General features: G+C 62.5%; 12 protein-coding genes. 6 read left to right on the top strand and 6 right to left on the bottom strand.

Annotated elements, in window-relative coordinates:
* The first annotated feature begins 216 nt into the window (after positions 1 to 216).
* Together NCS00_RS12620 and NCS00_RS12615 are read left to right on the top strand one after the other, a co-directional pair.
* On the top strand, positions 217 to 1,851 hold the full coding sequence (locus NCS00_RS12620) for an NAD(P)/FAD-dependent oxidoreductase (RefSeq protein ID WP_250435243.1): 1,635 nt from the start codon (positions 217 to 219) through the stop codon (positions 1,849 to 1,851).
* Positions 1,852 to 1,880: 29 nt separating this feature from the next.
* Positions 1,881 to 2,261: a hypothetical protein gene (locus NCS00_RS12615; protein ID WP_250440233.1), complete on the top strand. Its 381-nt coding sequence runs from the start codon at positions 1,881 to 1,883 to the stop codon at positions 2,259 to 2,261.
* 53 nt (positions 2,262 to 2,314) lie between these two features.
* Here the strand turns inward: NCS00_RS12615 and NCS00_RS12610 are convergent, their stop codons facing one another.
* From NCS00_RS12610 to NCS00_RS12600, 3 genes are all read right to left on the bottom strand, one after another.
* A complete protein-coding gene (locus NCS00_RS12610; RefSeq protein WP_175983098.1) occupies positions 2,315 to 3,856 on the bottom strand; it encodes a UxaA family hydrolase in 1,542 nt (513 codons plus the stop codon).
* Positions 3,857 to 3,872: 16 nt separating this feature from the next.
* The gene (locus tag NCS00_RS12605) at positions 3,873 to 5,159 is read right to left on the bottom strand and encodes an MFS transporter (RefSeq protein WP_008344369.1); all 1,287 of its coding nucleotides are present in this window, start codon (positions 5,157 to 5,159) and stop codon (positions 3,873 to 3,875) included.
* Between the two features lie 97 nt (positions 5,160 to 5,256).
* Positions 5,257 to 6,381 (bottom strand): mannitol dehydrogenase family protein, encoded by a 1,125-nt coding sequence (locus NCS00_RS12600; RefSeq protein WP_034473910.1) that lies wholly within the window; start codon positions 6,379 to 6,381, stop codon positions 5,257 to 5,259.
* Positions 6,382 to 6,605: 224 nt separating this feature from the next.
* On the opposite strand from NCS00_RS12600, the gene NCS00_RS12595 reads away from it, so the two are divergent.
* On the top strand, positions 6,606 to 7,304 hold the full coding sequence (locus tag NCS00_RS12595; RefSeq protein WP_350029722.1) for a FadR/GntR family transcriptional regulator: 699 nt from the start codon (positions 6,606 to 6,608) through the stop codon (positions 7,302 to 7,304).
* Between the two features lie 48 nt (positions 7,305 to 7,352).
* On the opposite strand, the gene NCS00_RS12590 is transcribed toward NCS00_RS12595, so the two are convergent.
* Positions 7,353 to 7,673 carry a hypothetical protein gene (locus NCS00_RS12590; protein WP_008344375.1) on the bottom strand — a complete coding sequence of 107 codons (321 nt, stop codon included), beginning with the start codon at positions 7,671 to 7,673 and terminating at the stop codon, positions 7,353 to 7,355.
* A gap of 376 nt (positions 7,674 to 8,049) precedes the next feature.
* On the opposite strand from NCS00_RS12590, the gene NCS00_RS12585 reads away from it, so the two are divergent.
* On the top strand, positions 8,050 to 8,925 hold the full coding sequence (locus NCS00_RS12585) for a class I SAM-dependent methyltransferase (protein ID WP_008344377.1): 876 nt from the start codon (positions 8,050 to 8,052) through the stop codon (positions 8,923 to 8,925).
* On the opposite strand, the gene NCS00_RS12580 is transcribed toward NCS00_RS12585, so the two are convergent.
* On the bottom strand, positions 8,926 to 9,483 hold the full coding sequence (locus NCS00_RS12580) for a DUF1415 domain-containing protein (protein ID WP_250440232.1): 558 nt from the start codon (positions 9,481 to 9,483) through the stop codon (positions 8,926 to 8,928).
* Complete coding sequence (locus tag NCS00_RS12575) at positions 9,480 to 10,127, bottom strand: TetR/AcrR family transcriptional regulator (protein WP_250440231.1); 648 nt, start codon at positions 10,125 to 10,127, stop codon at positions 9,480 to 9,482. Before NCS00_RS12575 ends, NCS00_RS12580 begins: the two co-directional genes overlap by 4 nt.
* A 131-nt stretch (positions 10,128 to 10,258) precedes the next feature.
* Between NCS00_RS12575 and NCS00_RS12570 the strand changes: the two genes are divergently transcribed.
* The gene (locus NCS00_RS12570) at positions 10,259 to 11,542 is read left to right on the top strand and encodes an MFS transporter (protein WP_033536108.1); all 1,284 of its coding nucleotides are present in this window, start codon (positions 10,259 to 10,261) and stop codon (positions 11,540 to 11,542) included.
* 104 nt (positions 11,543 to 11,646) lie between these two features.
* Positions 11,647 to 12,243, top strand: a complete 597-nt coding sequence (locus tag NCS00_RS12565; protein WP_250440230.1) for a nitroreductase family protein — start codon at positions 11,647 to 11,649, stop codon at positions 12,241 to 12,243.
* Position 12,244: the final 1 nt, after the last annotated feature.

Raw genomic sequence — 12,244 nt, 5'->3', positions numbered from 1 at the left:
GGACCGTGAAACGACTCCACGCCGATGATAGTGCGGATACCCGTGTGAAAGTAGGTAATCGTCAGGCTCCTCATGCTCCAAACAAAAACCCCACCCCAAAAGGTGGGGTTTTTGCGTTTGAAGCGCGGTATCTGCAAATCCGCGAAGTGCGCGTTGCGCAAGCGCTAGAATCTCTCTACAGCTTTTCAAAAAGTACGGCAGCGCCGTCGACTTCCCATGCTACGTCTAAGCGAACTCAAGCTCTCGCTCGATCATCCCGAATCGGCTATCGAAACTGCGGTTCTCGCGCGTCTCGCGGAAATCGGCGTTGGCGCGAACGAACTCGTGAGCTTTCACGTATTTCGCCGCGCACACGATGCCCGCAAGCGCGCCGATATCAAGCTCACCTACATCATCGATGTCGAGTTGCGAGACGAAGCGTCGGTGTTGAAGCGACTGGAAGCGCATCCGCATCCGCACTGCGGCGTGACGCCCGACATGGCGTATCGTTTCGTCGCAAAAGCGCCGGCGCAATCGACGATGCTGCGTCCCGTCGTCATCGGCATGGGACCGTGCGGGCTTTTCGCCGGCTTGATCCTCGCGCAGATGGGCTTTCGGCCGATCATTCTCGAACGCGGCAAAGCGGTGCGCGAGCGGACGAAAGACACGTGGGGCCTCTGGCGTCGCAACGAGCTCAATCCGGAATCGAACGTGCAGTTCGGCGAAGGCGGCGCAGGCACGTTCTCGGACGGCAAGCTCTACAGCCAGATCAAAGATCCCAAACATTACGGCCGCAAGGTGCTCGACGAGTTCGTCAAAGCTGGCGCGCCGGAAGACATTCTGTATTTGAGCCGGCCGCACATCGGTACCTTCCGGCTGGTGAGCATGGTCGAGAAGATGCGCGCGCAAATCCATCAGCTTGGCGGGGAAGTGCGATTTCAGCACCGGGTTGAAGACATCGACATCGATAACGGCAAGGTGCGCGGGCTCAAACTTTCGACGGGCGAAACGCTGCGCTGCGATCACGTCGTGCTCGCCGTCGGTCACAGCGCACGCGATACGTTCGAGATGCTGCACGAACGCGGCGTCTACATGGAGGCCAAGCCGTTCTCGCTCGGCTTCCGGATCGAGCATCCGCAAGGCGTCATCGACAGAAGCCGCTTCGGGAAATTCGCCGGCCACGAAAAGCTCGGCGCGGCCGACTACAAAGTGGTCCATCACTGCAGCAATGGACGCGCGGTCTATAGCTTCTGCATGTGCCCGGGCGGCACGGTCGTCGCGGCGACGTCCGAGCCGGGCCGCGTCGTGACGAACGGCATGAGCCAGTATTCGCGCGCCGAGCGTAACGCGAACGCGGGCATCGTCGTCGGCATTACGCCGGATGACTACCCGGGCGGCCCGCTGGCCGGCATCGCGTTTCAGCGCAAGTGGGAAGAGCGCGCGTTCGAACTCGGCGGCGGCGACTACTCCGCGCCGGGGCAACTCGTCGGCGATTTCATCGCGGGGCGCGCATCCACTTCGCTCGGTTCCGTGGCGCCGTCCTACAAGCCGGGCGTAAAGCCGACCGATTTGAGCACCGCGCTGCCCGATTACGTGATCGAAGCGATTCGCGAAGCGTTGCCCGAGCTCGACAAGAAGATCAAGGGATTCGCGATGCACGACGCAGTGTTGACCGGTGTCGAGACGCGCACGTCGTCGCCGATCCGCGTGCGTCGCAAGGACGACTATCAGAGCGTCAATGTGGAGGGGCTTTATCCGGCGGGAGAGGGCGCGGGCTACGCTGGGGGCATTTATTCGGCTGCGATCGACGGCATCGAAGTGGCGGAAGCCGTCGCGTTGCAGATGATGGCGCAACACGCCGAGACGGTCTGATCGTCCGCGCTCCCAACGAGGTCGCGAACATGCCATCCGATGCGCTTCTCGTCACCAATCGAGCGGCTGCTGTCGTCTTGCCGAAGCAGCCGTTCGTCGATTGGATCAACCGCGCCGATCCGGCACCAGACCCGCAGCGTCCCGTTCTTTTCGACGAGGCGCGCGACGACCCAAACACGTTCCTGATTCCATGCGGAGGCGACGATGTTATCGAGTCCGCCGAGAAATGGATCAACCGAAACTGGCAGACGATTTTCGACCAGATGCTCGACGACTGGCACACGGACGACGCATTGTGGCCGCAGAAGCGATCGCTCAAACTCTTTCGCGAATGGTGCGAAGTGCGGCTTCACGGCACGGTGTTCGACTGCTCGGACGAGCCAATCCAAATCGACCTCGGACCGGCCTGATCGAAGAAATACGCGCCGGAACACGGCGCGTTTTTTTCACCAAAATAGAAGCCTCAAGTCACCACACCCACCTGCCAAGGCACGAACTCACTCTGCCCATACCCGTGGAGTTCGCTCTTCGACGCCACGCCTGACGCACAGTCGAGCATCATCTGGAAGATTTCGTCGCCGAGTTGTTCGATGGTCGCGGAGCCGTCGATCACGCCGCCGCAATTGATATCCATGTCCTCTTCCTGGCGTTCCCACAGCGCGGTGTTCGTCGCCAGTTTGAGCGACGGCGACGGCGCGCATCCATAAGCCGAACCGCGTCCCGTCGTGAAGCAGATCAGATTTGCGCCCGATGCAACCTGGCCCGTCGCCGACATCGGATCGTAGCCGGGCGAATCCATGAACACGAAGCCTTTCGCGTCGATGCGCTGAGCGTACTCGTACACTTCGACGAGATTCGTTGTCCCGCCTTTCGCGACCGCGCCGAGCGATTTCTCGAGGATCGTCGTCAATCCGCCGACCTTGTTGCCTGCCGACGGATTGTTGTCCATCGCCGCGCCATTGCGCGCGCAGTATTCTTCCCACCACTTGATACGCGTGAGCAGTTTCTCACCGACCTCGCGGCTCACCGCGCGGCGCGTCAGCAGATGCTCCGCGCCATACACTTCCGGCGTTTCGGAAAGAATCGCCGTGCCGCCATGCGCGACGAGCTTGTCGACCGCCGCGCCCAAGGCGGGATTCGCCGAAATGCCCGAATAGCCATCCGACCCGCCGCACTGCAAACCGACGATCAGATGCGACGCCGGCAGCGGCTCGCGCTGCACGCGATTGGCATCGGCGAGCATTTCCTTCACCAGCGCGATGCCGCGTTCGATCGTCTTGCGCGTGCCGCCGCTATCCTGAATCGTGAAGCTCTTCAGATGCGAACCGTCCTTCAGCCCGCTCGATTCGAGCACACCGGAAATCTGATTGGTCTCGCATCCCAGACCCACGAACAGCACCGAATGAAAATTCGGATGCACCGCGTAACCCGCAAGCGTGCGCCGCAAGATGCCGAGCCCTTCGCCCTGCATGTCGATGCCGCATCCGAGACCGTGCGTCAGCGCGATCACGCCGTCGACGTTCGGGTAATCCGCGAGCGCTTCCGGATGCACGTCGCGCCGGAAATGATCGGCGATCGCGCGGGCGACCGTCGCCGAGCAGTTCACGCTCGTCAGCACGCCGACGAAATTGCGCGTGGCGACGCGGCCGTCCTCGCGGCGGATGCCCATGAAAGTCGCGGGCTTGTCGACGAACGGCGTCGGATGCAGATCGACGCCGAACGCGTGCTCGCGCGCGAAATCGGCCATCGACAGATTGTGCGTGTGGACGTGCTGCCCGCGCGCGATCGCTTCCTTCGCCACGCCGATGATCTGGTTGTAGCGCTTCACGGGCGCGCCCGCCGCGATATCGCGCGTCGCGATCTTGTGGCCCGGCGGAATCAGCCCGGCGACGACGAGATCCTCCGACGCGATCCGCGCGCCGGAGAGCAACTGACGCGTCGCGATCACGACGTCGTCATTGGGATGCAGCCGGATGACCGCATGGTCGGTGGATGTGGTGGACATGGTTTTGTTCTCAGACTCAGACCGTGGAAGGTGCGCGACCGTCGTCGCGCCGGGCTTGCTCTTCTTCGGCGCGATTGAGCGGTTCGATCTTGCCGACAATGAAAAGATAGCTGAACGCGCCGAGGAAGCAGAAGCCGCCCGCGACGCACAGCGGAATCACGAACGAGCCCTTGGTGATCGCGAGCATCACGCCGGTGAACGTGGTGATGACGATGCCTGCCAGATTCGACGCGAAATTCTGGATGCCGCCGATCGACGCGACGTGATCCGGCGTCGGCGCGACGTCGCTCGGGAGCGACCAGATCGATGCAGCGGCGAACGCGAGACTCGCGTAAGCGATGCCGAAGAACGCGAGCATCAGATAAATGTTTTCGACGAACGCGCACAGCGTGATGACGGACGACATCAGCATGCCGCCGACCATGCAGGTCTTGCGTGCGGCGGTCAGGCTCCAGCCGCGCTTGAAGAGCGAATCGGAGATGAAGCCGCCGAGCCAGCCGCCGGGAATCGACATCAGCGCGGGAATCGTGCCGAGCGTGCCGAGCGATTTCAGCGAGAAGCCGTGCGCCTGCACGAGATAGCTCGGGAACCAGGTGATGAAGAAGTAGATCACGAAGTTCAGGCAGAAGAAGCCGAGCATCATGCCCCACAGCGTGCGGTACTTGAACAGCGACGCCCACGACACCTTGTTCTTCGGCGCAACCGGCACCGGCGCGACATCGGTTTCGCCGGTGAGATCGCCCTTCGACTTGTTACGGTAGATCAGGAACCAGCCGAGAATCCACACGAAGCCGATCACGCCGGTAATGACGAACGACGCTTCCCAGCCGAACGAGCTGATGATGAACGCGACGACCGGAATGGACAGTGCCGAACCCACGCGCGAGCCCGAATCGAAGATGCTGGTCGCGAATGCGCGCTGCGATTTTGTGAACCATTGCGACACGAGCTTCGCGCACGACGGATACGCGCCCGCTTCGCCGACGCCCAGCATCAGGCGGCAGCCGAACATGCCGACGACGCTCGTCGCAACCGCGGTCAACGCCGTGAACACCGACCACCAGCCCACCGCGAGCGGCAGTGCGATGCGTGCGCCGACGCGATCGACGAACCAGCCGAACGGCATCTGCATGAGCGCGTAGCTCCAGAAGAAGCCGCTCAGGATGAAGCCCATTTCGGCCGGGCCGATATTGAGCGCTTTTTCGATTTGCGGCGCGGCGACCGCAAGGTTTGCACGATCGATGTAATTGATCGCGATTGCCAGAAAGGCCAGAAATATCACTACCCAACGCATTTTGCGCATCGTTTGTCTCCTCAATGGGGCGGCACTTCAATGTGTTCCAGCTCGATCCGCGATGCCGGCGCGGTGAGCCGTGATTGAAAATCGGTCGGGCCGGTCGTCAGGCGGTTTCGAGTGCGTCGCGAAGACGCGTTTGTTCGATGTCGAGCTTCAGTTCGCGCGCCAGATCGATGACGGGCTGAAAGCGTCGAACTTTCTTCTCGTCGTGATTGCGCGCGATGTCAGCGAGCCGATGGACGAGAAACGGGTTCTCGAAGCGGTCGCGCACGCTCGCGAGGTAGTCGGCCGCAACGTCGCCCTTGCCGAGCGCCGCGAATACGGGAAGCACTTCGTCGCGCCACGTCGCTTCGAGCGGCTCGCGATAGGCCGGATCGCGCATCGCGTCGAGTACGGTCATGTCCGGCGAGCCGTCGCGCGTGCGCCAGATCTGCGCGAGCATCGTGTGGCCGAGATTCAGCATCAGAAGCTTGAGGCGTTCGTAGTGCGCGAGATCGTCGGTGACGACGATGTCCTCGTGCTCGCACGGCAATACCATGCCGTCCTGACGCTCGATCGCCCACAGCGCGTACGGCTCCGCGATCGCGCCGACAGGTTGTATCGGCTCCGACACGATGCGGTCCACGAGCGAATTCACCCACACGCAGTCGTTCGTCAGATAAGCGATGAACGCGTCGTCGACGTTCCAGCCGCGCGCCACGCCGATCACCAGATCGCGCAGCGTATCGCCGTTGCGCGAAACGAGTTCGCAGGGCAGAAGCGTGATCGGCGCGCCGCCGGCGCGATGCCGCGCGTGCAGCAGCACCGCGAGCTTCGCCGCGAAGCCGCGCGGCGTGCGCTGGCCGTCGAGCAGATCGGCGGTGTCTTCATCGAAAAGCGCGTACCCTGCGTCGGCGGTGTTCGAGACGATCACTTTCACGTCGCGCTTCACGCGCTCGATCAGCAAGGGCCAGTCTTCGTTCGCGTGCAGCGCTTCGGTGATGGCGTCGCATTCGACCGTCATATCGATGGTTTCATCGCGCTGACGGCCACGGATGCGCACCGGATAACGCCCGGCCGAGCGCAAGGCCTCGACACGCGCGCGGCTGTCGGCGCTCGACGTCGTCTGGACGACGGTGATCTTGCCGAGCGCTTTCGCCGGATCGCGGCGCGCCGCAACGGTCACGAAAAAATCGACGTGTGCCTGCAAAAAGCGGCTGGTGCCGAATTGAAGAATCGGATTGCTCATCGTCGCGCGCGCTAGGGAGGAATTTGGTCTGGGAACGGTTCCAGATTGCCGTAAAAAAATTGGCCCACCTGGCCTTACCGGATTGCATACTAGTGTCTTGAAATAGAATTGGTCAAGCCACTTGTAAGCAGTCTGCGGACGGCAAACGCCCGCCCCACGGCGCGTCAACCCTTCCACTGATTACAATCCACGTTTTCCCCGAGACGAAAAGCAGGAGCCAGCTCGTGAGCGTCAAACCAGCCGAAACGCGTCGCCTCTATCTACAGATCGCCGACAAGCTGCGCGGGCTGATCGAACAGCAGGATTTCGCGCCGAACGGCCGCTTGCCGTCCGAGCGCGAACTGGCGCAGACGCTCGGCGTGTCGCGGCCATCGGTGCGCGAGGCGCTTGTCGCGCTGGAACTGGAAGGGCGCGTCGAAATTCGCATGGGCTCGGGCGTGTACATCGTCGCGGCGCCGTCGGCGAAGCCGGCGACGAGCGAAGCGGAACTGGGCGAAAGCCCGATCGAGATCATGAACGCGCGCGGCGTAATCGAGGGCGCGATCGCGGCGAGCGTCGCGCCGTTCGCGAAACCGAAAGAGATCAAGGCGTTGCGCGCCGTGTACGAGACGATGGCGCGCGAAGTCGCGAACGGCCAGGTGCCGATGGCGACCGATCGCGCGTTTCACATCGCGATCGCGCAGATGACCGGCAACGACGTGCTCGTGCGAACGGTCGGCAGTCTGTATGACGAGCGGCATAGTCCGCTGTCATCGACACTGCGTGGGCACTTCGAAGGAGAGGAAACGTGGGCGGCCGCGCTTGGCGAGCATCGCGAGATTCTGGAAGCACTGGAAGCGCGCGACGCCATACAGGCGCAAGCCGCGATGCAGCGGCACATGCGTCAGTCCGCGGCGCGCCTCATGACCAAACGCAAAAGCTGACGCCGGCGCGCGCTCGGAACGCGCACCGGTTTCAGACGCGCGATCGCGTCAGCCCGGATAGGCTTCATCGACCTTCAGACCCGCCAGCTTGAAGATCACGCGCAACGTTTGCGGCGCAATCTCGCGGCGTGACGCGAGCGTCGTCAGGACGAAATCCATCACCTTGGCGTACTTCAGCATGGTCAGGCACGTTTCGATATCGGTGGAGCCGTCGCGCATCGATTCGGCGAGGCGCAACATCTCCACGGAAATCTCTCGTGCCATTTCGAGTTCGAGTTGCTGCTTTTCGCTCCACGCGGGCATCGCGGTCAGTGCCGCGAGCATCTCCTGAAATTGTTTCTCTGCTTTCTTGTCCGGGATCGCATCCATCGCCGTCCTCTCATGTTCATGGCGCCGGCGAGTCGCATTCGCCGCGCTGTGCGTTAGGTGTTACGTAACAAGGTGGGCGCGGGTGACGACGTTCGACGTGTCGAGGCACGGCTTGTTACTGGCTTGTTGCTCCTGCTTGCTGCATCGGTACGCAGCCGCGAGGCCACGCTGTGTCGTCTTTTCCAATGGCCTCATTGTCCGACGATGCACAATCCGTTCCATGCGTTTGCTGCCACGCATTGGCCGATCAGCCGTGGCTGGAACAAGAGCGTCTTCGCGCTTTTGGGTAAACTTCCCCTTTTGAGACGGCAGAACCAGCGGTTAGCGCACATTCGGCGCGAACTGCTCCGCTTTTTTTATTCAACACACCTTCAAGATGACCAGGAAGTCCTCCGCGTCGGCTCCGGGCACACCCGACCCATCCACCAAACACGAGATTCGTCCAGGCCAGTCGATCGAACTGCTGAAGGAACTCCATATCCTCACGCGCGACGGCAAGATGAATCAGGACAGCCGCCGCAAACTGAAGCAGGTCTATCACCTCTATCAGTTCATCGAACCGCTTCTCGCCGAAGTTCACGAGCGCCAAGGGGCCGTATCACTTGTCGATCACGGTGCAGGAAAATCCTATCTTGGGTTTATTCTCTACGATCTCTTCTTCAAGACTCTGCGCGATCGGTCACACATCTTTGGAATCGAGACGCGCGAAGAGCTCGTAAAAAAATCGGAAGAATTGGCTGGCCGACTCGGGTTTACGGGGATGTCATTTTTGAATCTGTCGGTGGCCGAATCAATTGATTCAGATCGTCTACCTGATTCGATCGATATCGTCACCGCGCTTCACGCGTGCAACACCGCCACCGACGACGCCATCCAGTTCGCTCTGCAAAAGAAAGCGAAATACATCGTCGTGGTGCCGTGCTGTCAGGCGGAAGTGGCTTCGGTGCTGCGCAAGAACAAGGGCCACTCGCTTTCGAAGAACGTGCTGACGGAAATGTGGCGGCATCCGCTGCACACGCGCGAATTCGGGAGCCAGATCACGAACGTGCTGCGCTGCCTGCAGCTCGAATCGCACGGTTATCAGGTGAGCGTAACGGAACTCGTCGGCTGGGAACATTCGATGAAAAACGAGCTCATCGTTGCGCAATTCAAGGACCTGCCGCGCGGCCGGCCTGCGCAAAGGCTGTCTGACGTGCTGGAAACGCTCGGGCTGGACGAGTTGCGCGAGCGCTTTTTCGCGCCCGCGCACTGATCAGGACTTCTCTTTCATCCACGCTGCGAAGCCGTCCTGCCCGAGACGGCGCAGCGTTTCGATATTGCGTTCGTAGATGTCGGCCGCATCGGGAAATGCAGCCACCGCGCGATCGATGCTCGCTTCGCGGATCAGATGGAACGTCGGGTACGGCGCGCGATTCGTGTAGTTGTCGATATCGTCGGGCCCGGTGCCTTCGAACCGATAGTCCGGATGAAAACTCGCGATCTGCAATTCGCCCGCGAGTCCCAATTGATCGACGAGGCGCTCGGCGAAGAAGAGCGCGTCGTTATAGTCGGCGAAATCGGCGAACGCATGCGGCGTGATGAAAAGCGTCGTGTCGATTACTTCCGCGTCGGTGTCGCGCAAGAGGCGAAGTTCATCGGTCAGTTCCACGACGAGGTCGTCCACGCCGCGCGCCTCGCTCACCACATAGCGAATCTGCTCTTTGACATGCACGCTCTTCGCGAACGGGCACAGGTTGAGTCCGATCACCGCGCGGGTGAGCCAGTGTCGGGTCGCCGCGATCACGTCGTCGCGGTTGCTGCTGTCATTCATGAATCTTCCTGTTTGCGATGCCCGGCGCAGGCCGCCGCGATCAGCGTGCGCGCGATGCGCGGCGCGGCGAGCAGCGGGCCCGAACTGGGGCCGTAGGTCTGGCTCGTCGCGTAGATGCCGTCGACGAGCAACGCGAGCGATTCCGCCAGTTCGACGGGATTATCCGCTCCGGCGGCCGCCGAAATTTCGACGAGGCGGGTCATCAGGTAACTTTTGTTGCGCTCGACCGATTGGCGCGCGGGATGCGCCGGATCGCCGAATTCGCACGCGATATTCACGAACGGGCAGCCGCGGTAATCGGGCGACGACGCGCGCTTCACCAGATCTTCGAGCGCCTGGACGAGCTGTTTCGCCGGCTCGCCGGGATGTTTCGCGACGCTCGCCTCGAAGCGCCGCCGGAATCTTTCATCCATGCGCTCCAGATACGCGACGACGAGTTCGTCTTTCGACGCGAATTGCCGATACAGGCTCATTTTATTGACGCCCGCCCGCTCGACGACGGCATCGACGCCGATCGCGCGGATGCCGTCGCGATAGAAAAGCTCCTGCGCCGCGTCGAGCAATTGCTCCTGCGCGGTCGCCGCGTCCGTGCGCGCGTTGCGACGGGCGGCGGTTTTCGGCTGATCGGACGTTACTCGGGTCAAGATCGGATCCTCGATGATTTCTGCTGCATGCTTGACATGTTACCGATCGGTAACTAAGCTCGCAACTCTGATGTGACAGAACGGTAACGAATGTTCTTGCTTGAGATAAAAATCAACCTGACGGAGCAGCGATGAATTGGGTAGCGAGACGGCTGAACGGCCGTATGCATTACGGCTGGGTCGCGGTGGGCGTCGTGTTCCTGGTGTTGCTCGCGGCGGCTGGCACGCGCGCAACGCCGAGCGTCATGATGTTGCCGCTCGAAAAGCAGTTCGGCTGGTCGCGCGGCACGATTTCGCTGGCGATTTCGATCAATCTCGCGCTCTACGGTCTCGCGGGCCCGTTCGCCGCGGCCGCGATGCAGCGTTTCGGCGTGCGCCCGACCGTGCTGGCCGCAATTGCGACGCTTGCCGCCGGCGTCGGCATTTCGTCGATGATGACCGAGCCGTGGCAAATGGTGCTCGTCTGGGGCGTGATGGTCGGCAGCGCGACGGGCGTGGCCGCGCTCACGCTGTCCGCGACGATCGTGAATCGCTGGTTCACGACGCATCGCGGCCTCGCGATGGGCATTCTCACCGCGAGTTCCGCGACCGGCCAGCTCGTGTTCCTGCCGTTCCTCGCTTCGATCTCCGAGCATTACGGCTGGCGTCCGGTAGTGTTCGTCGTCGCGGCGGCGGCGGCGATCGTGTTGCCGCTCGTCGCGTGGCTGCTGCCCGAGCGCCCGGCCGATCTCTCGCTGCGTCCGGTCGGCGAGACCGCCGACTTGCCGCCCGGCGCGCTCCCGCCGCCGAAAAATCCGATCAAGGTCGCGTTCGGCACGCTCGCGATGGCCAGCAAGACGCGCGATTTCTGGCTGCTGTTCTTCAGCTTCTTCGTCTGCGGCGCGAGCACGAACGGTTACGTCGGCACGCATCTGATCGCGATGTGCTCCGACTACGGCATGACGCAAGTGCAGGGCGCGACGCTGCTCGCCGCGATGGGCATTTTCGATCTGTTCGGCACGACGCTCTCCGGCTGGCTTTCCGACCGTTTCAACTCGCGCGTGCTGCTGTTCTGGTACTACGGCCTTCGCGGACTGTCGCTGATCTATCTGCCGTATGCGTTCGGCATCGATTTCTTCGGCCTGCCGCTCTTCGCCGTGTTCTACGGGCTCGACTGGATCGCCACCGTGCCGCCGACCGTGCGCCTCGCCACCGATGTCTACGGCAAGGAATCGGCGCCGATCGTGTTCGGCTGGGTCGTCGCGGGCCATCAGCTCGGCGCGGCGTTCGCGGCGCTCGGCGGCGGCATGCTGCGTTCGAGCCTCGGCAGCTATACCGTCGCGACGATGATCTCCGGCGGCCTGTGCCTCGTCGCCGCCGTGACGGTGCTGCGCATCAATCGCGCGGGCCGGACGATGGGCGTCGCCGCGACCTGACGATCTGCACGCGCGCGCGAGCTTGTTTATCCTTGTCGCGTTGAACGGCGCGCATCTTTGCCGATGCGCGCCGTTTGTCTTTCATCACGCCAACGAGGATCAACATGAGCACGAAACCCGCTCCGACCGATGTCGACATCCACGAACTGATCGCCGGCCGCTGGAGCCCGCGCGCCTTTTCCAATGCGCCGATCGAGCGCACGACGTTGCATCGCCTGCTCGAAGCGGCGCGTTGGGCGCCGTCGTCGAACAATTTGCAGCCGTGGCGTTTCATCGCGTTCGATCGTCATCGCGACGAAGCCGCGTTCAAACGCGCGTTCGATACGCTCGCGCCGTCGAATCAGAAATGGAACGTGAACGTGCCGCTGCTCGTCTGCGTGACGGCCTCGACGCTCACGCCGAAAGGCGACGCGAACCGCACCGCGACTTATGACACCGGCGCGGCCGCGATGGCGCTGGTGCTCCAGGCGCACGCGCTCGGACTCGCGACGCATCAGATGGGCGGCTTCGACCGCGACGCCTTCCGTCAGGCGTTCTCGGTTCCCGCCGATGTCGAGATCATCGCGATGATCGCGATCGGGCATCACGGCGACGCGAGCGAGCTCGACGACGCGCTGCGCGAGCGCGAAGCGGCGCCGCGCGCACGCAAGACGCTGGCTGAAACGGCCTTCGAAGGCGCGTGGGACAAGGCGTTCAAGTAAG

The organism is Caballeronia sp. AZ1_KS37, assembly GCF_023631165.1.
Classification (GTDB): Bacteria; Pseudomonadota; Gammaproteobacteria; order Burkholderiales; family Burkholderiaceae; genus Caballeronia; species Caballeronia zhejiangensis.
Note: the sequence above shows the minus strand (reverse complement) of the source record. Positions and strands in the feature narration are given on the sequence as shown.

Bases quoted from the DNA above. Each gene is read 5' to 3' on its own strand.
- NCS00_RS12565 (WP_250440230.1), top strand. From the start codon at position 11,647: ATGAGCACGAAACCCGCTCCGACCGATGTCGACATCCACGAACTGATC.
- NCS00_RS12620 (WP_250435243.1), top strand. From the start codon at position 217: ATGCTACGTCTAAGCGAACTCAAGCTCTCGCTCGATCATCCCGAATCG.
- NCS00_RS12590 (WP_008344375.1), bottom strand. From the start codon at position 7,673: ATGGATGCGATCCCGGACAAGAAAGCAGAGAAACAATTTCAGGAGATG.
- NCS00_RS12610 (WP_175983098.1), bottom strand. From the start codon at position 3,856: ATGTCCACCACATCCACCGACCATGCGGTCATCCGGCTGCATCCCAAT.
- NCS00_RS12615 (WP_250440233.1), top strand. From the start codon at position 1,881: ATGCCATCCGATGCGCTTCTCGTCACCAATCGAGCGGCTGCTGTCGTC.
- NCS00_RS12600 (WP_034473910.1), bottom strand. From the start codon at position 6,381: ATGAGCAATCCGATTCTTCAATTCGGCACCAGCCGCTTTTTGCAGGCA.
- NCS00_RS12580 (WP_250440232.1), bottom strand. From the start codon at position 9,483: ATGAATGACAGCAGCAACCGCGACGACGTGATCGCGGCGACCCGACAC.
- NCS00_RS12585 (WP_008344377.1), top strand. From the start codon at position 8,050: ATGACCAGGAAGTCCTCCGCGTCGGCTCCGGGCACACCCGACCCATCC.
- NCS00_RS12570 (WP_033536108.1), top strand. From the start codon at position 10,259: ATGAATTGGGTAGCGAGACGGCTGAACGGCCGTATGCATTACGGCTGG.
- NCS00_RS12605 (WP_008344369.1), bottom strand. From the start codon at position 5,159: ATGCGCAAAATGCGTTGGGTAGTGATATTTCTGGCCTTTCTGGCAATC.